19 protein-coding genes and 2 pseudogenes are annotated in these 20374 nt (G+C 35.1%); 12 read left to right on the forward strand and 9 right to left on the reverse strand.

Annotated elements, in window-relative coordinates:
* Positions 1–15 precede the first annotated feature (15 nt).
* On the reverse strand, positions 16–534 hold the full coding sequence (msrA, locus tag C1H58_RS00440; RefSeq protein ID WP_165544975.1) for a peptide-methionine (S)-S-oxide reductase MsrA: 519 nt from the start codon (positions 532–534) through the stop codon (positions 16–18).
* Positions 535–669: 135 nt separating this feature from the next.
* Between msrA and C1H58_RS00445 the strand changes: the two genes are divergently transcribed.
* On the forward strand, positions 670–1641 hold the full coding sequence (locus C1H58_RS00445) for an LCP family protein (RefSeq protein WP_165544976.1): 972 nt from the start codon (positions 670–672) through the stop codon (positions 1639–1641).
* Between the two features lie 391 nt (positions 1642–2032).
* Here C1H58_RS00445 and C1H58_RS00450 read toward each other — a convergent pair whose 3' ends face one another.
* Entirely contained in the window at positions 2033–2218 is a 186-nt protein-coding gene (locus tag C1H58_RS00450; RefSeq protein ID WP_016425025.1) for a 2-hydroxymuconate tautomerase, read from the reverse strand.
* 110 nt (positions 2219–2328) lie between these two features.
* Here C1H58_RS00450 and C1H58_RS00455 point away from each other — a divergent pair, with 110 nt between their 5' ends.
* The 3 genes from C1H58_RS00455 to C1H58_RS00465 all read left to right on the forward strand — a co-directional run bounded on the left by C1H58_RS00455 (position 2329) and on the right by C1H58_RS00465 (position 4447).
* Positions 2329–2736 (forward strand): sporulation protein, encoded by a 408-nt coding sequence (locus C1H58_RS00455; RefSeq protein WP_060829949.1) that lies wholly within the window; start codon positions 2329–2331, stop codon positions 2734–2736.
* A 167-nt stretch (positions 2737–2903) separates the two neighbouring features.
* Positions 2904–4166, forward strand: coding sequence for a Y-family DNA polymerase (locus C1H58_RS00460; RefSeq protein WP_165544977.1), 1263 nt, complete (start codon positions 2904–2906; stop codon positions 4164–4166).
* Positions 4167–4345: 179 nt separating this feature from the next.
* Positions 4346–4447: a type I toxin-antitoxin system Fst family toxin gene (locus tag C1H58_RS00465; protein ID WP_142380855.1), complete on the forward strand. Its 102-nt coding sequence runs from the start codon at positions 4346–4348 to the stop codon at positions 4445–4447.
* A gap of 146 nt (positions 4448–4593) precedes the next feature.
* On the opposite strand, the gene C1H58_RS00470 is transcribed toward C1H58_RS00465, so the two are convergent.
* The gene (locus C1H58_RS00470) at positions 4594–5685 is read right to left on the reverse strand and encodes a prephenate dehydrogenase (RefSeq protein WP_165544978.1); all 1092 of its coding nucleotides are present in this window, start codon (positions 5683–5685) and stop codon (positions 4594–4596) included.
* Positions 5686–5825: 140 nt separating this feature from the next.
* Between C1H58_RS00470 and C1H58_RS00475 the strand changes: the two are divergent.
* The 3 genes and pseudogenes from C1H58_RS00475 to C1H58_RS00485 all read left to right on the forward strand — a co-directional run bounded on the left by C1H58_RS00475 (position 5826) and on the right by C1H58_RS00485 (position 9631).
* Positions 5826–6860, forward strand: a pseudogene (locus C1H58_RS00475) (M42 family metallopeptidase).
* A gap of 212 nt (positions 6861–7072) precedes the next feature.
* Positions 7073–8338, forward strand: a complete 1266-nt coding sequence (locus C1H58_RS00480) for an aminoacyltransferase (protein WP_060829947.1) — start codon at positions 7073–7075, stop codon at positions 8336–8338.
* Between the two features lie 30 nt (positions 8339–8368).
* Positions 8369–9631, forward strand: a complete 1263-nt coding sequence (locus C1H58_RS00485) for an aminoacyltransferase (RefSeq protein ID WP_165544979.1) — start codon at positions 8369–8371, stop codon at positions 9629–9631.
* Positions 9632–10314: 683 nt separating this feature from the next.
* Here C1H58_RS00485 and C1H58_RS00490 read toward each other — a convergent pair.
* On the reverse strand, positions 10315–10641 hold the full coding sequence (locus C1H58_RS00490) for a hypothetical protein (protein WP_060829945.1): 327 nt from the start codon (positions 10639–10641) through the stop codon (positions 10315–10317).
* Between the two features lie 171 nt (positions 10642–10812).
* On the opposite strand from C1H58_RS00490, the gene pepF reads away from it, so the two are divergent.
* The 5 genes from pepF (at position 10813) to lacD (ending at position 15897) form a co-directional block, all read left to right on the forward strand.
* Positions 10813–12636, forward strand: a complete 1824-nt coding sequence (gene pepF / locus C1H58_RS00495) for an oligoendopeptidase F (protein ID WP_165544980.1) — start codon at positions 10813–10815, stop codon at positions 12634–12636.
* Between the two features lie 57 nt (positions 12637–12693).
* Positions 12694–13455 (forward strand): DeoR/GlpR family DNA-binding transcription regulator, encoded by a 762-nt coding sequence (locus C1H58_RS00500; RefSeq protein ID WP_060829943.1) that lies wholly within the window; start codon positions 12694–12696, stop codon positions 13453–13455.
* Positions 13456–13767: 312 nt separating this feature from the next.
* A complete protein-coding gene (locus tag C1H58_RS00505; protein WP_165544981.1) occupies positions 13768–14199 on the forward strand; it encodes an RpiB/LacA/LacB family sugar-phosphate isomerase in 432 nt (143 codons plus the stop codon).
* Between the two features lie 18 nt (positions 14200–14217).
* Positions 14218–14733, forward strand: a complete 516-nt coding sequence (lacB, locus tag C1H58_RS00510; RefSeq protein WP_165544982.1) for a galactose-6-phosphate isomerase subunit LacB — start codon at positions 14218–14220, stop codon at positions 14731–14733.
* A 192-nt stretch (positions 14734–14925) separates the two neighbouring features.
* Complete coding sequence (gene lacD, locus C1H58_RS00515) at positions 14926–15897, forward strand: tagatose-bisphosphate aldolase (RefSeq protein ID WP_242680197.1); 972 nt, start codon at positions 14926–14928, stop codon at positions 15895–15897.
* 48 nt (positions 15898–15945) lie between these two features.
* Here lacD and lacG read toward each other — a convergent pair whose 3' ends face one another.
* The 5 genes and pseudogenes from lacG to C1H58_RS00540 form a co-directional block, all read right to left on the reverse strand.
* Complete coding sequence (lacG, locus tag C1H58_RS00520; RefSeq protein ID WP_165544983.1) at positions 15946–17358, reverse strand: 6-phospho-beta-galactosidase; 1413 nt, start codon at positions 17356–17358, stop codon at positions 15946–15948.
* 19 nt (positions 17359–17377) lie between these two features.
* Positions 17378–18238 carry a PTS lactose transporter subunit IIBC gene (locus C1H58_RS00525; RefSeq protein ID WP_242680198.1) on the reverse strand — a complete coding sequence of 287 codons (861 nt, stop codon included), beginning with the start codon at positions 18236–18238 and terminating at the stop codon, positions 17378–17380.
* 400 nt (positions 18239–18638) lie between these two features.
* A pseudogene (locus C1H58_RS12180) lies at positions 18639–18818 on the reverse strand (hypothetical protein); the annotation flags it as partial.
* A gap of 295 nt (positions 18819–19113) precedes the next feature.
* Complete coding sequence (locus C1H58_RS00535) at positions 19114–19545, reverse strand: hypothetical protein (protein ID WP_165544984.1); 432 nt, start codon at positions 19543–19545, stop codon at positions 19114–19116.
* A complete protein-coding gene (locus tag C1H58_RS00540) occupies positions 19538–20170 on the reverse strand; it encodes a Panacea domain-containing protein (protein WP_165544985.1) in 633 nt (210 codons plus the stop codon). The genes C1H58_RS00535 and C1H58_RS00540 overlap by 8 nt, the downstream gene beginning before the upstream one ends.
* Positions 20171–20374: the final 204 nt, after the last annotated feature.

Below are 20374 nucleotides of genomic sequence, written 5' to 3' on the forward strand. Positions count from 1 at the left end.
ATGGTATGCTTCTGTTTATTTAATTTGATGTGATTGCGCGTAAGCTTCACGTTCTCTTTCTTGCTGTTCAAAACGTTCGGGGTCTTTTTTATAGAAATCTTGGTGGTATGCTTCAGCTTCATAAAATTCGGAAGCAGGCAGAACTTTAGTGGCGATTGCTTTATCGTGGTCAAAAGTGCCTTCGAGTGAAGTGATATAAGCTTCAGCGACTTCTTTTTGGTCTTCGTTTGTATAAAAAATAGCAGTGCGATATTGTGCACCTCTATCTTGGAACTGTCCACCGTCATCAGTCGGATCAATCACTGAGAAGAAGATTTCTAACAGCTTTTGGTATGAAAAGAGTGCGACATCATACTCGATTTTAACTGTTTCATAGTGACCTGTTTCTCCTGTTTTTACTTGCTGATACGTTGGTTGATCAACGTGGCCTCCCATATAACCTGATGTGACTTGCTCAATGCCCTCGTTTTGGTCAAATGGCTTGGTCATACACCAAAAGCAGCCACCTGCAAAATATGCTGTATTGATATTCATTTAAACACCCTTCCATATAAGAACTTGGTATGACTTTATAGTTTTCACTTGATTTTTAAAATAAATTTATATAACGTTAATATGTATTTATTATAGTACATAGATACATAATTTTGAAGATATAAGGTTGATAAGATGAATGAAAACAATTTAAACCGTAGTACCTCGAATGCTTCTGAGAAAACTTTAAAGCGTAAGAAAAAGAGAAAGATACCTAAATGGCCTTTGTTTATCTTGGCGTTTATCATTCTGCTTTTTGCCTTTGTGATGTATTGTGTTTCTAGTTATAAGTCAGGTCTTGAGGTGGCTAAAAAACATAATCAAGCACCGAAAATACATAAATTTAATGGTGCAATTAAAAATGATGGGAAAGCCACTGTATTAATTTTAGGTGCGGACCGTGAAGACGGCGGTGTGTCTCGTACCGATTCGATTATGGTTGCACAATACGACTATATTAAAAAAGATATGAAGATTGTGTCTATCATGCGTGACATTTATGCGGATATTCCAGGCTATAACAGCTATAAAATTAATGCGGCTTATTCATTAGGTGGACCTGAACTACTGCGCAAGACGTTAAAATCAAACTTAGGTATTGAGCCGGAGTATTATGCAACACTAGACTTTAATGGTTTTGAAGCGATGATTGATGAACTTGAGCCTAAAGGTGTACCAATTCACGTTGAAAAAGATATGTCTGCCAAAATTGGTGTGTCATTGAAAAAGGGCTATCATCGCCTAAACGGGAAAGAGTTACTAGGTTACGCACGTTTTCGTAATGATCCGGAAGGGGATTTTGGACGTGTACGTCGTCAACAACAAGTGATGTCGGCATTGAAACAACAACTCGTACAACCTTCATCTATTATGAAGGCGCCTAAATTAGCGGGTATTATTCGTGGTTATGTCGGTACGAACATGCCAGATTCAGCAATCTATCAAACAGGCTTCAGTTTTATTGTCCGTGGTGATAAAGATATTAAGACGTTAAGTGTGCCTGTTAAAGGAAGCTATGAAAATATTACGACGAATGATGGTGGCTCTGCTTTAGGTATAGATAAAGCTGAAAATAAAAAACGAATTCAAGCATTTTTGAATGATTAAAATGATGTTAAAGCGTTCGGAGCATAAAATCTTTGATAGCTTTGCCTTTATGAACTCGCTTGTTTAGTGGTGAAGTCTCAACTAAATTTGGCTTCAGCTCTTCCCTCAAGTGCCACGTTCATAGTGACAATCATGCCGTAATCATGTAGGTGGAGAGGACCATTTTATGAGATGATGAAAGTATTTTAGAAAATCAAAATCTCATAAATTATAGAGTCCTATCAAAGTGAATGTATTTTCAACAGTGACTTATCTTTTTAAGCATTATAGCGAATAATTACATGTACAATACGAAGTTTTATCGTAAAAAGGAAGCGCTAAGATGATTTTCTATTAAAAACCATCTTAGCGCTTCCTTTTTATTTTGGGGTTTATATCCCAGACTTTAGTATTATTGGTCTGATTTACGTACACCAGCAACGCCAAAGTGTTCTTTTTTCATTTCTTCAATGATAACAGAAATTGCTTCTCTCTTCGCATTTGTTGTTCTCTCTACGGCATCTGTCACTTCAGTTACTAAATTTTTAAGCTGTTCATCCGTGCGACCTTCTAATAATTTAACTGTAACAATAGGCATGATAAGACCTCCTCAATTTTTATTTCATTATAGCATTTTTGATATCGGTTGCGCGATAGAATCATTTTTGGCTATGATAAGGTTAACAACAAGAGACATGGAGGGTTTTTATGGGTTTTGATAATGTATTAACTTCTTTAGGTATCAATGGTATGAAAGTATTTATTCGTTTAAATCAGCGAGAATATGATCTTTCGGATACAATTTCGGGGTGTGTGCATCTCAAAGCGGGTCAAAGCGATCAAAAAGTCACACATATTGTATTGACGATGATTGAAAAATATCCGAATGATGATGAAACGAGTGACTTTTCATACTTAACGCATGAACTAGACCGCTTTGTGATTGATGAAGCATTTACTATCGATGTAGGTGAAGATAAAAAAATAGACTTTAGTTTTAAACCGGAGTCATTAACGTTTAAATCACTTAAAAGCCATATTTATTTGCATACTCATGTTTATATTGAGTACGGTTTGGATGAAGAGATGGAAGCTGTCATACCTTACCGACGTTAATCATTCATAAGCAGTAAGGATTCAATTGAGCGATGTTGCCTCTGATTAAAGGCGCAACATCGCTTTTTAACGCTTTGTTTAGAACGTATGTACTATTTGTATTGATTTAAGAACATATGTTCGTGTATGATAGAAATATAACTTAAGATAGGTAAGGGTGAATGGAGATGTATGATTATCATTTATTAGAAAACAAGGATATTTTGTGTATAGACCAAAAAAGTTTTTTTGCGAGCGTGTCGTGTATTGAAAAAGGATTAGATCCTTTAACGACAAAGTTAGCAGTGGTTGCAGATACGAAAAGACAAGGATCGGTTGTGCTTGCAGCAACGCAGCCCCTTAAAAAGTTAGGCATTCAAACAGGTTCACGTCTATTTGAAATTCCGCATCGCAACGATATTTATATTATTAATCCAAGTATGCGTAAGTATTTAGATATATCACTAAAGATTTCTAAAATCGCGTTACGTTATGTGCCACCAGAAGATTTTCATCAGTACAGTATTGATGAGTTTTTTATGGATGTGACGAAGAGTTATTATCGTTTTAATACGACTTTACATTCATTTTGTGAGCGTTTAATTAAAGAAATATATGAAGAAACTAAAGTACAGTGTGCGATTGGTGTCGGTTCTAATATGTTACTCAGTAAGCTCGCATTGGATAATGAAGCTAAAAATAATCCGCGCTATATTGCTGAATGGCGTTATGAAGATGTGCCAAATAAAGTATGGGAGATTTCTCCTTTGACCTCTTTTTGGGGGATTAGTAAACAAACGGAGAAAAAATTGAATGCGCGAGGAATTTTTAAAATTGGACAATTAGCACAGTATCCATACGTTTACTTAAAAAGAGACTTTGGGATTATAGGTGTAGACCTTCATTTACATGCGAATGGGATTGATCAAAGTCGTATGAATGAAACGTATCAAATTATGAACCCTTCTATTTGTAAAAGCCAAATTTTGATGCGTGATTATACATTTCAAGAAGCAAAGGTTGTTATGCAAGAGCTCATTGAAGATGTGGCACGGCGCTTGCGAGAACGTCAACAACTCGCAAAGACAATTCATTTTTCATTTGGTTACAAAGATGGAGGTGGTATCTCTAAACAATATACGTTACAAGTCGGTACCAACTTAGAGCAAGATATTTATAACGTTGTTGCGCGTTTGGCTGAAACGTATTGTGACCAAAATGAATTATATCGGACCTTGAGTGTGGCGTTGACGAAAATGTCGCCTGAAAGTGAAAGACAGTTAGATTTGTTTGCGGATGAATTCCAAAGGCTACGTCAAGAAAAATTGGCGAAAACGATTGATCATTTACAAGAGAAATATGGTAAAGGCATCGTTTCAAAAGCGATATCCTATACTGAAGCGGGGACTAAGTATGGAAGATTAGGCTTAATGGCAGGGCATAAAATGTAACTGTGTGATTAAAGTATCAATGATGTATGGATGTGGCTGTATGATTGCGATATCAGTGTTTATTGTTATTTTATGGATGGATAAGAAGCAAGCTAGGATTGTAAAAATGAAGATGGTATAATTAAAAAGTCGCCTATCTCTCAGGCGTCAATGACGACGCAGAGAGGAGGTGCATATGAATGACCGAAGTTCTTGTTCACATCACAACCACGGTTGTCAGTGGTTGTATTGTTGCGTTATTTGCACATTGGCTACGTGTACGCAACAATAAGAAAAAATAGGCGATATGATAAGCTAGCGCCGAAAAAATCCCCTCGCTATCGGAAGTAGCGAGGGGATTGGTGCATATCATGCACGAAGTTCTTGTTGAATTTATTATAACATGAGTCAGGAAAGAAATGCAAAATGCGTTAATATTTCCTGTTTTTTAGCTTAGGTAAGTATCAAAGTCTTTTAATGCAATGCGCGCTGCATCTCGATCTTCCGGACGTTTAAAACTAATACGTAAAGCACCGTAAATGTCTTCACGAACCTCCAAAATCCTCAAGTTTCTTATAGAAATTTGATGCGTACTTAATATTTCTGTAATTTTCGAAATCATGCCCGGTCGGTCTGGAATATCTACATATAAATCAAAAGTACTATCCATTGCCCCTTTTTGACGTATTGGCAGGGCATCGCGATAAGATTTTGCATCATTAAAAAAATCATATAGAGCGTCTTGCTGTTCGGTTTCAAGCAAATGAATGGTATTCGAAAGCTGATGTTGCAAATGTTTAAGTGACGAAATGATATGGGACTTGTTCTCGATTGAAATATCACGCCACATTTCAGGGTTACTACTTGCTACACGTGTAATGTCGCGAAAACCTCCAGCAGCAAAGTCTTGAATTAAAGAAGACTCAGAAGCGAAAAAAGCATTGAGATGAACAAGACTAGAGGCCATGAAATGGGGAACATGACTAACGATACTCATGATACGATCGTGTTCTTTAGCAGTTAAATGTATAAAGTGTGCACGCGTTGGTTCAAGTAATTGCTGAATTTCTTGACGTGCATCATTATTTTCTGCAAGGTTATGAACGAGAATATAGTAAGCATTTTCAAATAGATGCTTTTTCGCATTGAGCACACCTGATTTATGACTTCCTGCCATCGGATGCCCACCGACTAAGTGGATTTGAGAAGCTAATAATGTCGACTCAAATGCTTGAATCGTTGCTTTCGTACTTCCAGTATCAGTGACAATTAAACCGGGTTGTGTTTCAAGATGGGGCAACGCTTTTAAATATTTAACTGTCGTTTGTACGGGTGTTGCAAAAATCACGATATCTGCTTGCTTAAGTGTCGTTTCATAATCTGAAGAGGCATGGTCAATAATACCTATAGACTGTGCGCGTTCGAGTTGGTCGGGGTTTGCATCAAAAGCTGTAATGGTTACGTTTGGATGGAAATACTTCATATTACTGGCTAAACTTCCACCGATTAAACCAAGACCAACAAAAAAGATGTGAGTCATCAAAGCCCCCCTTTAGTTTATAATAAATAATGGCTAGTTTATCATTTTAACGCGTTTAATTGCAAGAGTGAGATAAGAATACGTGAGATTTTAGCGTATCATCGTTACAATAGAATAAAGAGAAGAAGGGGATGAATAGTATGAATGAACGTGTTATTGAAATATTAACTGAATTAACAGCTATCAATAGTCCGTCTGGAAGTGCTGAGCGTGCCATCGATTATGTTAAAAAGCGTGTGGAATTGAGTGGCTACACGACACATATTACTAATAAAGGCGGATTACTTATAGAAGTTAAGGGCGACAATGATGAGAAGAAAAAGTGTATCACAGCCCATGTAGATACACTTGGCGCAATGGTTAAAGAGATATTAAAAGATGGTCGTTTACGTTTAGCCCTTATTGGTGGCTTTCGTTATAATGCAATTGAAGGCGAATATTGTACGATTGAAACCGCAACAGGACAAACATACCGAGGTACAATTTTAATCCATGAGACGACACCACATGTTTATCGTAATAATCATGAAATTGTGCGTGATGAGACTAATATGGAAGTTAGAATAGATGAAAAGGTGACATCTGAAGCGGAAACACGTGCTTTAGGTATTGAAGTCGGTGATTTTGTCAGTTTTGATCCTCGAACAGAAGTTACAGCTTCAGGATTTGTAAAGTCACGTCATTTAGACGACAAAGTGAGTGTAGCAGTTATTATTGAATTTTTGGAATAGTACCAAGAACAATCGAAGCGGCTCCCTTATACAATTCAATTTTATATTTCTAATAATGAAGAAATTGGTTACGGTGCAAACTCGAATATTGATCCAAAAGTTAAAGAATTTATCGCTTTTGATATGGGTGCATTAGGTGACGGTCAATCCTCAGATGAATACACAGTGTCAATATGCGCGAAAGATGCTTCAGGCCCTTACCACAAAAAGTTGCGTCATCATCTTGTGTCTTTATGTCGTGAACGCCACATTCCGTATCAAGTAGATATTTATCCATATTATGGTTCTGATGCTTCTGCCGCTTTAAGTGCAGGTGCAGATGTCAAACATGGTTTGTTTGGGGCAGGAATTGAGTCTTCACATGCATTGGAACGGACACATATAGATTCAATTAAAGCAGCTCAAGCGCTTTTAGAAGCATACTGTTTTTCAGAATTAGTTTAAATTTAATACCATCATATTGGCGAATTTGAAGGGAATAAGTTAAAATGTAGAAAGAATAAAAGGGTGAATATGGCGTAATCGCAACGGTGATAGAGATTTAAACAATCTGGGGATTTAAAACTTCACTGTTGCTTTTTCTAGGTATGCCATAAGAGGGAAAGCAGAACAAATTAAAATGGTTGGAAGATATAAAGAGAAATAGGAGTATTAAAATGAAGTTTACAAATTTAACGACGGCTGAATTTGGTGCGTTTACAGATCAAATGCCATATAGCCATTTCACGCAAATGGTAGGGAACTATGAATTAAAGGTTGCTGAAGGTGTTGAAACACATCTTGTCGGCATTAAAGATAACAACAATAACGTACTAGCAGCATGTTTACTGACAGCGGTGCCAGTAATGAAGTTTTTTAAATATTTTTATTCAAATCGCGGACCAGTTATGGATTACGAAAATAAAGCGCTCGTTCATTTCTTTTTTAATGAACTTTCAAAATATGTTAAGAAATATCATGCATTGTATTTGAGAGTAGACCCTTATTTACCAATGTTAAAGCGAAACCATGATGGTGAAGTGATTGAAAGATACGGCAGTGACTGGTTTTTTGATAAAATGGCTGAATTAAACTTTGAACATGAAGGTTTCACAACTGGGTTCGATACAATAAGACAAATTCGTTTTCATTCTGTGCTCGATGTTGAAAATAAAACATCAAAAGACATCTTAAATCAAATGGATAATTTAAGGAAAAGAAATACGAAAAAAGTACAGAAAAACGGTGTTAAAGTCCGCTATCTAAACGAAGATGAATTACATATTTTCCGTTCGTTTATGGAAGATACGTCTGAAACAAAGGATTTTGTAGATAGAGATGACGATTTTTATTATCATCGTATGAAATACTATAAAGATCGTGTACGCGTGCCACTAGCGTATATTGATTTTAACGCATATTTAGCAGAGCTCAACGCTGAAGCGCAAGACTTTAAAAAAGAAATTGCAAAAGCAGACAAAGACATCAACAAGCGCCCTGAAAATCAGAAAGCCATAAATAAAAAGAAAAACTTAGAGCAACAACTGGAAGCGAATCAAGCTAAAATAAAAGAAGCAGAAACATTGCAACTTAAACACGGTGATACATTACCGATTTCGGCTGGATTCTTTATTATAAATCCGTTTGAAGTTGTTTATTACGCAGGTGGTACGGCAAACGAATTTCGTCATTTTGCTGGAAGCTACGCAATTCAATGGGAAATGATTAATTATGCGATTGATCATCAAATTCCAAGATATAATTTTTATGGCATTAGCGGTGATTTTTCAGAAGAGGCAGAAGATGCAGGTGTGATAAAGTTTAAAAAAGGCTATAATGCAGAAGTAATAGAATATGTCGGTGATTTTATTAAGCCTATACACAAACCTGCCTATACAGTCTACTTAAAATTAAAGCAATTAAAAGACAAGATAAAAAGATAAGATATAGCAAAGAGAAGGGGATTTATTGGTATGAAATTTACAGAGTTAACAGTTGAAGAATACGACCAATTTGTTCAAAATCCTGTTTTAGAAAGCCACTATTTTCAAGTGAAAGAAAATATTGCAACAAGAGAAGCGGACGGATTTCAAGTTGTGTTGCTTGGCGTGAAAGATGACAATAATCAAATCCTTGCAGCCAGCTTATTTTCAAAAATTCCTACAGCAGGTAGTTATGTTTATTACTCAAATCGTGGTCCGGTCATGGATTATAGCGATTTAGGATTAGTAGACTTCTATTTAAAAGAATTAGAACAATATTTAACGAAAAATAAATGCCTTTATGTCAAAATAGATCCATATTGGATTTACCAAATATACGATAAAGATATCCAACCGTTTCCAAATCGAGAGCGTAATGATAAACTGGTACAACTTTTCAAATCACACGGTTACCGTCATCATGGTTTTACAACTACATACGATACATCAAGTCAAGTGAGATGGATGGGCGTACTTGATTTAAAAGGTCAAACGCCACAAACATTAAAAAAATCGTTTGATAGTCAGCGTAAAAGAAATATCAATAAAGCGAACAATTTTGGTGTGAAAGTTAGATTTTTAGAAAAAGATGAAATTAATCTCTTTTTAGAGCTTTATAGAGAAACTGAAGAACGTGCAGGCTTTGTGTCAAAAACAGACGATTATTTCAAAAACTTTATTGATCATTATGGCCATAAAGTGTTGATTCCATTAGCATACATCGATCTTGATGAGTATATAACGACCTTACAGGAGAGCTTGAATGATAAAGAATCAAGACGTGATCAAATGATGTCTAAAGAGAATAAAACAGACAAGCAAATTAAGAAAATTTCAGAGTTAGATACGCAAATTGATCATGACCAAAAAGAATTGTTAAGAGCAAGCGAATTACGTCAAACTGATGGTGCAGTTCTTCATCTTGCTTCGGGTGTATATTTTGCAAATGCTTACGAAATCAATTATTTTTCAGGCGGCTCAAGTGAGAAATATAATCAATTTATGGGACCGTATGCGATGCATTGGTTTATGATTAACTATTGCTTTGAACATGGATATGAGCGTTACAACTTCTACGGACTGTCCGGTGATTTTACCGAAAACAGTGAAGATTATGGTGTATACCGCTTTAAAAGAGGATTCAATGTGCAAATTGAAGAACTCATTGGCGACTTTTACAAACCTATCCATAAAGTAAAATACTTTGTATTCAATACATTAAATAAAGTACGTACAAAAATTAAAAAACAATAACAATTGATTCGCGCTTTGAGCTAAAAAGCGCGAATTTTTTACAAAAATAGGATTAACCATATTTATGTTATGTAAACCTATTGATTAGTTTGATTTTTAAAAACCGCAAATAAGGACATTTGACAGCGCTTTCATTTTAGGATCTATTTAAATAATGTATGGCTCTGTTATATATAGTGCAAATTAGAAGTCTATAGCAATAGTTTTTTAGCTGTTATTATGATAATTCAGTGATTGTCTGATGTAACATACATTTGCAAGCTTTTATCGGTGTTTAAACATCGTTCTTGTACATGGTTATGCTACTATGGATGGTTTTAGCTTCAAATTTGTCTCATTATTTTTAAGCATGAATTGATATATACCATGCATTCATAGCAAATTCATTTGCTGTATCGATCTTTAAGTGATAGATAAGCTGATAAAGCTGCATGTGAAAAACGCTATAATATAATACTAGCGGTTAAATCATAATAAACGTTGGCAAATGATGTATTTGATATGTAAATACGCAAATCAATATAGATATGTATAGAAAGACCGCTGTATTTCAAGAATCTTTTTTAGTTTACATAATATATATTATAGGAAGTTATGCATTAAAAGGGATTGAGCCCTTTTCCTTATAAAAATATCCTTAAACCGCTGATGTTATATATCAACTTGTTTAAGGATATTAGATATTACTTCGGATAATGTTTTCTTTCGAAGCGTGCACGTTCTTTTTCATATTTTTTAAGCTGACGCTGTTTTCGCCAATTGCGTGTAAAATACCATAACAATGCGCTAATGATTAAACTTAGAATTGCGACAAATGCTGCATATCCTAATAACGGTTCATACGTGATGTCATAAAAATTGGGTATGATAAATGCCAATACACCAAGAACAACAAACATGGTTATTGCTGCAAAAAACCACTTATTAAGCACTAAAGTACAAAATAACGTGAGGACGACCATAATGAGTAAAGTCACCCACAAATAGTTCGGCATTTCTAGTATCGTCATATGGGTTAGTCTCCTTCAATTGCTTTGATTTAGATTTCATTATACTAAAATTACTGTACTTTATCAGTTTTAAAAGTCAAATTAAGTTATCGAAATCTTTAGACATGCGTTTATGCATATAAAAACGTTATAATATAGTTACATACATATTTAAAGGAGGAATGATGACATATGTCTCAAAAACTACCACATAGAACGGAAGTCCCTACAGCTGAAACTTGGGATTTAAGTGATTTATACGCTGATTCAGCGGCTTACGAAAAAGCGATTCACGCATTATATCAAGATGCCCAATCCTTTAAAGCGCAGTATGAAGGGCAATTGAACCAATTAGATACCATTAAAAAAGGATTAGAAGCCTTTTCTCAAATATTAATAGAATTAGATCGCGCAGGGAATTATGCAGAACTATTGTTAAGTGTCGATACCACAGACGCAGAACGACAACGGTTAAGCGCCCTATTTTCAACGAATTATGGTAAGATTATAAGCCAACTGTCTTTTGTTGAATCTGAGTTGCTATCTTTAGATAAAGAAACGATGGATGTTGCGATTAATGAGTTGCCTTATGGTTATTATTTAAAGCAATTGCAAAAAAGACAACCCCATCAATTACATGCCAAAGCTGAAGAAGCTTTGGCGAGTATGGCACCCGCATTTTCATCAGCAAGTGAAATTTATGGAATCACAAAGATGCTTGATATTGATTTTGGAAGTTTTGAAGTGAATGGCCAGCAATATGATATGGACTACACAACATTTGAAGGTTACTATGAAGATCATGAAGACACGGATTTACGTCGCAAGAGCTTCCGTCACTTTAGTGACACGATTAAAAAATATGAACATACAACGGCTGCAGTATACAATGCTCAGGTCCAAAGAGAAAAATTAGAAGCTGATTTGAGAGGTTACGATTCAGTCATTGAGTACCTACTAGAAGAACAAGATGTTACTTTAGAGATGTATCATCGCCAAATTGATACGATTATGTCTGATTTAGCGCCTATTATGCGTAAATATGCGAAAATCATTCAAAGAACAAATCAATTAGACGAGCTTCGATTTGAAGATTTAAAGATTTCGGTTGATCCTACATATGAACCTGAAATTACAATTGAAGAATCTAAAAAATATATTTTTGGTGCACTAGATGTCTTAGGTGCTGATTATGTTAAAATGTTAAATCAAGCTTATGATGATAGATGGATAGATTTCCCACAAAACAAAGGTAAACAAACGGGTGCTTATTGTGCGAGCCCTTATGCGTCACATAGTTATATTTTTATTTCGTGGACAGGTAAAATGACTGAGGCATTTGTGCTAGCTCATGAATTAGGTCATGCAGGCCATTTTACCTTTGCACAAGCGCATCAAAATTACTTACAATCTGAAGCATCTATGTATTTTGTCGAAGCACCATCAACAATGAACGAAATGTTAATGCTTAATTACTTATTTAAAAATAGTCATAACCTACGTTTTAAACGTTGGGCAATTGGCTCCATTTTAGCACGCACATATTATCATAATATGGTTACGCATTTACTAGAAGCAGCTTATCAACGAGAAGTCTATCAACGTGTCGATAAAGGTGAATCATTGAATGCACCTGCGTTAAATGAAATAAAGTTAGATGTGATTAAATCGTTCTGGGGAGACGTAGTCACGTATACACCAGGCGCAGAGTTAACTTGGATGCGTCAACCTCACTATTATATGGGGCTATACTCATACACTTATTCAGCTGGTTTAACAATTGGAACAATTATGGCACAACGTATTAAAAATGAAGGTCAACCTGCTGTAGATGATTGGTTAACTGCCTTAAAAGCTGGTGGCAGTGTTTCTCCAACAAAGATTGCGAAGATAGCCGGTATCGATATTACGACGGATCAACCGCTTAAAGAAACGATAAAATATATCGGTCAATTAGTTGATGAATTAGAAGCATTAACGAATGAAATTGAGGCTACAACTGATAGCGAAAAGTAAAAGAATATTAAAATAAACTTTAAGAAGAATGTTTAAAGAAATGCGGAGGATATAGAGATGAAATTGAAAGATGAACGTCATCAGTATATACTTGATCAAATCGAACAAAAAAGAATCGCACGTGTGTTAGATTTGTCGAAAGATTTAAATGTAGCCGAAATGACGATACGTCGCGATTTAAAAGAACTTGAGTCACAAGGTTATTTGCAACGTATACATGGTGGCGCTAAAGCTTTATCCTCCCCTAACCCAACGATTTATAAAGAACAATCAAGGCAAGATAAGAAAGCAATGAATACAGCAGCTAAAAAAATTATCGCGCAAAAGTGTAGTACACTGATTCATGATGTTGTTGATGATAATGAGGAAGTTGTATTTATTGGTTCAGGCACGACGAATGAAGCCATTTTTGATTATATCAAGGATAAAAGATTAACGATTGTAACGAACTCTATGGATATATTTATGCAATATAAAGGCTTGGCCCATATTGATACGTATTTAGTTGGTGGTCGATATCGAGAAAAAACAGGCACTTTTGTAGGCCAATATGCTGAAAATATGATACATCAATTTGAAATTACAAAGGCATTCATCGGCGCAAATGGTATCGTAAACCAAGAAATAACGACAGCAAATGAAGCTGAAGGTGCTTGCCATCAAGTCGTTATAGAAACTGCTGAGCAAGTCTATATTAATGCAGATCGAACAAAATTTGATGTCAAAGCTTTATTTACATTCGCTACATTGAATCAAGTTACAGCTGTCATCACAGATGATGTTGCGAGAATCGAACAAAATCCTACGCTTTTTATTTGATAAAAAGTGGCTATATGCAAACATTACGTTAACTCGAACTGGAGTATAAGAGAAAGCAAAATGATTTCTCTTATACTCTTTTTTTCTTTTGAGTGCTTATTTTCATCATCATTTTTATAAAAACAATGATTAACCCCCTATTTTATCGCACTTTTACCACAAAATAATTTTTAATATTGTCCCTCTACTTAAAATGTAACAGTATTGCATAATAAATATTGTAAAAAATACTTTGTTGTGTATAATATAACTATAAACAAACATTTTAGAACATAATTAGACTTTATCGAACATTTTTAAGGAGTGAGGGATATGAAATTGTACCTTAATGCGACAACAAAAGGACAAGCATTAAAAGAAAAATTGCTTTCTTTTTTGATAGCTAAAGGTCATGACGTCGTGGATTTAACAAGTTCAGAGGATGGGAACGATGTTTTCAAAGTAACCCAACAGACTGTTATGAAGATTCAGAGTGATTTAGAAAGTAAAGCGATTATTATTGATGACTATGGCATTGCCCCTTTTATCATTGCAAACAAATATAAACACATTATTTGTGCAAGTGTGTCCGACGAGCAATCTTCTAAAATGACAAGACGTCATAATAATACGAACATCATCGTTTTAGGTTCAGAAATTATAGGTGCAACACTTGCGCAAAATTGTGCGGACGCCTTTTTTAAAGCTGATTACGATGCAGGCCGTCATCAAATCAGAATCGATATGCTCAATCATATGTGTTAAAAACTGGGAGGTAAAATTATGAAAATAGCGATTGGCTGTGATCACATTGTTACAGATGTAAAAATGAGAATTTCTGAACATTTAAAGGATTTAGGGCATGAAATCATTGACTTTGGCACTTATGATAAACATCGCACGCACTACCCTATTTTTGGAAAATTGACGGCAGAAAGTGTCGTTAAACAAGAAGCAGATTTAGGTGTTGTTTTATGTGGAACGGGTGTTGGCATTAGTGTTTCTGCAAATAAAACACCTGGTGCACGTGTTGCACTTGTTCGTGATACTACAAGTGCACGAATTGCAAAGCAACAATATAACTGTAACCTTATAGCGGTTGGAGGTGCAGTGACGGGGATAGACCTAATCAAAAATATTGTCGAAACATTTATTAACACCGCATATACGCAAACAGATGAAAACGAAGCATTGATTCGTCAAATTGATCATGTGTTAGAGTCAGAAGATGTTCATTACACTGACGATATGTTTGATTTGTATTTAGAAAAATGGAATGAAGGGGCTTACCAAGATTAAAGATTATAGCGGTTAAAATAAGCACTGTTACTAAATGATATCTCTGGGGATGTGGAGATACATTATTGACGACTATGACATTTAAGTTGAAAAAGTAAAAATAATATCACTAGGTGCGCGTGTAATGATTAGGAGGTACCTGCGAGATAAACGAGCATCACTATACAATAGTCAACATGAGAAGATTTGTATATGTTTTATCCGCAGGCGAATAAAATGGTAAAAGACTTATCTCATTTAGTGAATGATAAAGGCTTTATTGCAGCGTTGGCGATTGATCAACGTGGTGCATTAAAGCGAATGTTAGGAAATGATATTTCAGATGAAGCCATCGAGCAATTTAAAGTGATCGTTTCTGAATCTTTGACACCTTATGCATCTAGCATTTTATTAGATCCTGAATATGGCCTTCCAGCTGCCGCAAGCAGAGAGGCATCGTGTGGTTTAATGTTAGCTTATGAAAAAACGGGCTATGATAAAACCGAACCAGGTCGACTTCCAGATTTACTCGATAATTGGTCTGTTAAGCGTCTAAAAGAGGCTGGCGCAAATGCTATTAAGCTACTGATTTATGTTGACGTAGATGAATCAGTAGCCATAAATATTAAAAAGGAAGCATTTGTTGAACGTGTGGGCGCAGAGTGTCATTCTGAAAATATACCTTTCTTCTTAGAAATATTGACTTATGATGCGACTATTGAAGACAACCAAAGTATTGAATACGCAAAATTAAAGCCGCATAAAGTTAATCGAGCGATGGAAATATACAGTCAACCACGTTTTCAAGTTGATGTTTTAAAAGTAGAAATTCCTGTTAACATGGCTTATGTTGAAGGATTTAGTGAAAAAGAAGTCGTTTATACACAATCTGAGGCAGCGCAACATTTTAAAGCACAGGCGGATCATACGCCTCTACCATATATTTTCTTAAGTGCAGGTGTATCTGCTCAGTTGTTCCAAGAAACATTGATTTTTGCTCATAAATCTGGCTCAACATTTAATGGCGTGCTTTGTGGAAGAGCGACATGGGCAGGCGCAACACAATGGTATCGTGATGGAAACATGAGCCAAGCGCAATCGTGGCTTACAAACGAAGGGGTTAAAAATATAGAAGCTTTAAATAAAGTATTAGAGACGACAGCCACACCTATTCAATCATTATAGTATAAGAGAAGGGATATCACGTGATATCCCTTCTCTTATTTACGTATGTTAAGATTGTTGTGCAATCGCTTTTGCTAATTCACGATACCATAATGCACTTTTTTTGACATATCTTTTTTGCGTTTCAAAATCAATATAGAATAGTCCATACCGTTTATTATAACCATTTGACCAACTAAACATATCTTGTAGTGACCATACAAAATAACCGTCGACACGTGCACCTTCTTTGATCGCTTTACTAATTGCTTCTAAATGAGTTGCTATATAGTCAATACGTACTTGATCATTGATAGGTGTTTCTTCATCAATCCACTGATCTTTGTAACCAAGTCCATTTTCTGTTACGAGCATTTTCTTATAATTTGGATAATCATTTTGAATCCGTTGAATCATATCGTAGAGACCTTCTGGATAAATATACCAATCCCAGTCGGTCGTTGGAATTTTATCATTCTTGACGACTTCACCAATGCCCGCGATGCGATACACAGAAGTCCCCTTATCACCTGTTCCATTATGAAAAATATAGCTTTCATCCTGATGGTATTGAATCCAATTGCTTTGATAATAATTTATACCAATAAAATCAAGTTGCGGTGCTGCAATTTTAAGGGTATCCAACTCCTCTTTTCGAATATCTAATTGCTCAAATTCATCTGCTAATATAGTTTTTATTGTTGTTAGTTTTTCATCCGTATAATATCCTAAAAATGTTGCGTCTAACATGAACCCATTCATGAAAATATCATGTTTACGTGTTGCTTCAATATTTTGAGGTTGTTGATCAATACTATAAAATTGTGTTAATGCATGTACGAGTCCAATTTCACCTTGATAGCCTTTCTCTTTAAACAAATTGACAACACGACTATGTGCAACGAGTTGATTGTGTTGAGATTGGACACATTTTAGTCGCTCATACTTTTCACCTGGCGGAAACGCACCAGAAAGATACTGTCCTTGTGCATAGGCAATAGGTTCATTTATCGTTATCCAATGTTTAATGATATCATGATATGCTTCAAAAACAAAAGCGGCATAATCCTCAAATGCTGAAATTTGATTTTTATTGAGCCAGTCTCCTTGTAAAAACAATGTTTCAGGCGTATCAAAATGATGCAAAGTAACGTAAGGCTCTATATTGTATCGAAGACATGTTTCAAATACTTTACGATAGTATTCGACTCCTTTAGCATTCGGCTCGCCACTTCCATGTGGAAATATGCGTGACCATGCAATCGAAATCCGCAGCGCTGTAATGCCATGTTCATGAGCTAAACGGATGTCTTCTTCGTAACGATGATAAAAATCACTCGCTGGATCAGGACTAAATCGCCCTTCTTTTTCTAGAAATGCATCCCATAAAACGCGACCTTTCCCATCTTCTTTGCTTGCACCTTCAACTTGATATGCTGCCGTTGCGGCACCTAAGATAAAAGTTTTAGGTAATGCTATCATTTAAATCGCTCCTTTATATTTATTTTGTTTGATTTTTCTGACGAATCAAATTAGCTATTTTTGTTAATGCCGCATCTCCGTCACGTGTTAAGGCAATGTATTCACGTCCAGTTGTAGTCATTAGTTGCGCATCATATTGATCCGTTATTTTCTTCATTTCATCTTTCATTGAATCCATTTGTGGTGCAAGGATTACAACATCCATGTCACGAATCAAATCCATGTCTTGACCATATGCACGAGCGGTTGCTTCTAACTGAACGCCTTTTTCTTTTGCTGTTTTGTTAAGTGCGTTAGCTAGGATACCACTTGTTCCGCCACCTGCACAGACGACTAAAACATTGGCGCTAAAGGTGTGAATCTGTTGGTCATGTGAGGATTCATTTTCTTGTTCAGTCATTGTATCAGAGACAGATTTCATATCACTGCTTAATTCAGCAGTTACAGTACTGTGTTCTTCATCAAGCTTGATTTTGTCGTATGCACGTACAAATGGATACCAAATAATAAAATCTACTATCAATAATACGGCAATTAAGACAAGAGAAAGCATCGCAAAGTTGCTAGCCATGAATATACCAATCGGTGCAGGTGTAGGCCATGGAAGTAAGTGCATAAAACCGTTCATCCCTAATTGTTCAACAAAGAATTTTAAAATCCATGAATTAATAATAGGCGTAATGATAAAAGGAATCATAAATACTGGATTTAAGATAATCGGTGCACCGAAGAGTAAAGGTTCGTTTACTGCAAAAGTAGTTGGAACGACGGATGCTTTTCCAACAGCTTTTAATTCTTTTGATTTACAAAGAAATATAAATAAATAAGGAACGAGCAAAGTGGCTATGGTTACGAACCATACATAAAAAAAGAGGGGCAAACAGCCCCTCTTTACTCTATTATTTAATCAAGCCGACTGCTTTTGCAGCGTCAGCAAAGTTTTTGTTACCTTTCAGAACTAATTTGATATACTCTCTCGCATCTTCTTCATTTTCGAAAAAGACGCTTTCGATATAATTCTCGCCCGACTGATCTACTTCGAGCCATTCATCTTCTAGCAATTCAACATTATCTTGAGTAACCTTTTCGCCAAACGGAATTTCTTCGGTTCTAAATATTCCCACTTCGTAATACGTGTTGCCGTCATGTTCCACTTCATTCAACAAAACGTATTCGACATTGTAACGACCGTTATTATCGTTCTCAATTTCTGTGAAGAATTGACCTAAGCTATCAACTAATTCTACATCATTTTTGTTGTCTAATTTGATGATTTTATCCATTACTTCCAACCCCTTTTGGTAATTGTATAATTTTTCAGCACTGTTAAGCGTTAAGTTGCCTACCTCTTTCTTGCCATTACGTAATTTACTGATAACTGCTTGCGATACACCTGTGTGCACCGCGATGCTGTTGCTGGATAAGTTGCTGTTTAATAGTCTTTCAATTGTTCCTCTCATATTAAGCTACCTCCGCTTTTTTTACGTAAGGTACTAGATTTCATGTTGCTTTTAATACCTTTGATTACCTTATGTCTATATTATACTATGACATTTGTCATAATTAATTTTAGGCATAAAAAAATACCACACCGATGGGGTGTGGGAATAATATAAAATAACCGCATCAGTTAGGATGCGGTTATTTAGTAAGGACTATTTATTTAAAAATACGTTTAGAATCTCTTCAGCGACCTTAATATAGACAGCCTATGCTGTTACTCAATTATACAACGATTGTTAATATATCTGTTTTTTATCTCAACTTTGGATTAAAACGTATCAATTCGTGTTTGCTTATTTTACAATCTTCAATATTTAATTCGGCTTCTTTAACCAACCTTACTTTTTCTTGTATATCTTTTAAAATATCAATAGGTAGGTCTCTGTGTTTTAAGGACAAAATTTCCGAAAAATATTCACAATAAAACAATTCATAACAATTCACCGCTGTTTTAACTTTAAATCCGCATTTCCAACTTTCTTCAGATGTTAAAATATGATATTTCAACCTTGAATGCTTAATATTTGAAACGTTGAATTTTACTTTGTTAATAACGCTTTCAGTCTCCAGAAAATATAAATATCCATTGTCACTACTAACAACAATAAATTGACGGGGTTTTATATTAGGGCTGTTATCTCTTTTAAATTTTATTTTTGCTATAAATACCGAACCGTTATGCATACACTAATTCTCCGCCAATTTTTTCAATAAAGATACTATCTTTCTCAATTTTTAGTTGCTGTAGTTCCATGTAATCATCTTCATTTAGGTTAGTATTTATATCATACACAAAAACATTGTTTCCTATTCTGTCAATCACATAATTGTCTAAATTCATATCTCCGTACATATTATATATTTCAATTAAATCAGATTTTTCATCATCAGTTAAGTCTTCAAAACTAAGCTGCGGATTGATAAAATTTTTTTTGCACAGTTCCTCTTTATTTTTCCATGGAGTTTGTTCATGTGTTAATTCTGATAAATATTGAGGGTTGTATGATCCGAATGCGAATTTAACAATTCTAAGCAATTTTAAAGTTTCTTCAGAAATTTCAGCCTCATCCGAATTGATTGATGCTAAAGTACGGTATCTATGATCAATATACACAGATTGATACACCGGGCCGTTAGCAAATCCTACTGGTACTTCATCTACTAATTGTTTGTTGTTGATTGCGTAATTCATCGCATCTGCAAAATAAATAAGTTTATTTAATGTTAAATTCCCGTCGTAGCTGTTTTCACTGCTTGTAATGTTATTCTCTACAAACCATTTCGCAATCGTATTAATACTATACGTCATATTTTCCCCTCCTTCTTAAAAAAGACTTTATTACTAATAATATACCTGTATAAAAGTTTTGTAAACAAAAATAACCACCCTTAACTAGTATAGGTGGTGGTAAATAAAGCCGGATTGGTTACCGGTAATTTATATGTATTATAGCATAAAAAAAGAGGGCAGTCGCAATGACCGCCCTCTTATAATTAAAAGAGTTATTGAATA

Source organism: Staphylococcus sp. 191, from assembly GCF_011174885.1.
In the GTDB taxonomy this organism is placed as follows: Bacteria; Bacillota; Bacilli; order Staphylococcales; family Staphylococcaceae; genus Staphylococcus; species Staphylococcus coagulans.

What these genes read in the sequence shown, in the direction of transcription:
- lacD (WP_242680197.1), top strand. Translation starts at nt 14,926, where the DNA reads ATGTTTTATCCGCAGGCGAATAAAATGGTAAAAGACTTATCTCATTTA.
- C1H58_RS00455 (WP_060829949.1), top strand. Translation starts at nt 2,329, where the DNA reads ATGGGTTTTGATAATGTATTAACTTCTTTAGGTATCAATGGTATGAAA.
- lacB (WP_165544982.1), top strand. Translation starts at nt 14,218, where the DNA reads ATGAAAATAGCGATTGGCTGTGATCACATTGTTACAGATGTAAAAATG.
- C1H58_RS00535 (WP_165544984.1), bottom strand. Translation starts at nt 19,545, where the DNA reads ATGCATAACGGTTCGGTATTTATAGCAAAAATAAAATTTAAAAGAGAT.
- C1H58_RS00470 (WP_165544978.1), bottom strand. Translation starts at nt 5,685, where the DNA reads ATGACTCACATCTTTTTTGTTGGTCTTGGTTTAATCGGTGGAAGTTTA.
- C1H58_RS00540 (WP_165544985.1), bottom strand. Translation starts at nt 20,170, where the DNA reads ATGACGTATAGTATTAATACGATTGCGAAATGGTTTGTAGAGAATAAC.
- C1H58_RS00465 (WP_142380855.1), top strand. Translation starts at nt 4,346, where the DNA reads ATGACCGAAGTTCTTGTTCACATCACAACCACGGTTGTCAGTGGTTGT.
- C1H58_RS00490 (WP_060829945.1), bottom strand. Translation starts at nt 10,641, where the DNA reads ATGACGATACTAGAAATGCCGAACTATTTGTGGGTGACTTTACTCATT.
- C1H58_RS00505 (WP_165544981.1), top strand. Translation starts at nt 13,768, where the DNA reads ATGAAATTGTACCTTAATGCGACAACAAAAGGACAAGCATTAAAAGAA.
- msrA (WP_165544975.1), bottom strand. Translation starts at nt 534, where the DNA reads ATGAATATCAATACAGCATATTTTGCAGGTGGCTGCTTTTGGTGTATG.
- C1H58_RS00460 (WP_165544977.1), top strand. Translation starts at nt 2,904, where the DNA reads ATGTATGATTATCATTTATTAGAAAACAAGGATATTTTGTGTATAGAC.
- C1H58_RS00450 (WP_016425025.1), bottom strand. Translation starts at nt 2,218, where the DNA reads ATGCCTATTGTTACAGTTAAATTATTAGAAGGTCGCACGGATGAACAG.
- C1H58_RS00445 (WP_165544976.1), top strand. Translation starts at nt 670, where the DNA reads ATGAATGAAAACAATTTAAACCGTAGTACCTCGAATGCTTCTGAGAAA.
- pepF (WP_165544980.1), top strand. Translation starts at nt 10,813, where the DNA reads ATGTCTCAAAAACTACCACATAGAACGGAAGTCCCTACAGCTGAAACT.
- C1H58_RS00500 (WP_060829943.1), top strand. Translation starts at nt 12,694, where the DNA reads ATGAAATTGAAAGATGAACGTCATCAGTATATACTTGATCAAATCGAA.
- C1H58_RS00485 (WP_165544979.1), top strand. Translation starts at nt 8,369, where the DNA reads ATGAAATTTACAGAGTTAACAGTTGAAGAATACGACCAATTTGTTCAA.
- C1H58_RS00480 (WP_060829947.1), top strand. Translation starts at nt 7,073, where the DNA reads ATGAAGTTTACAAATTTAACGACGGCTGAATTTGGTGCGTTTACAGAT.
- lacG (WP_165544983.1), bottom strand. Translation starts at nt 17,358, where the DNA reads ATGATAGCATTACCTAAAACTTTTATCTTAGGTGCCGCAACGGCAGCA.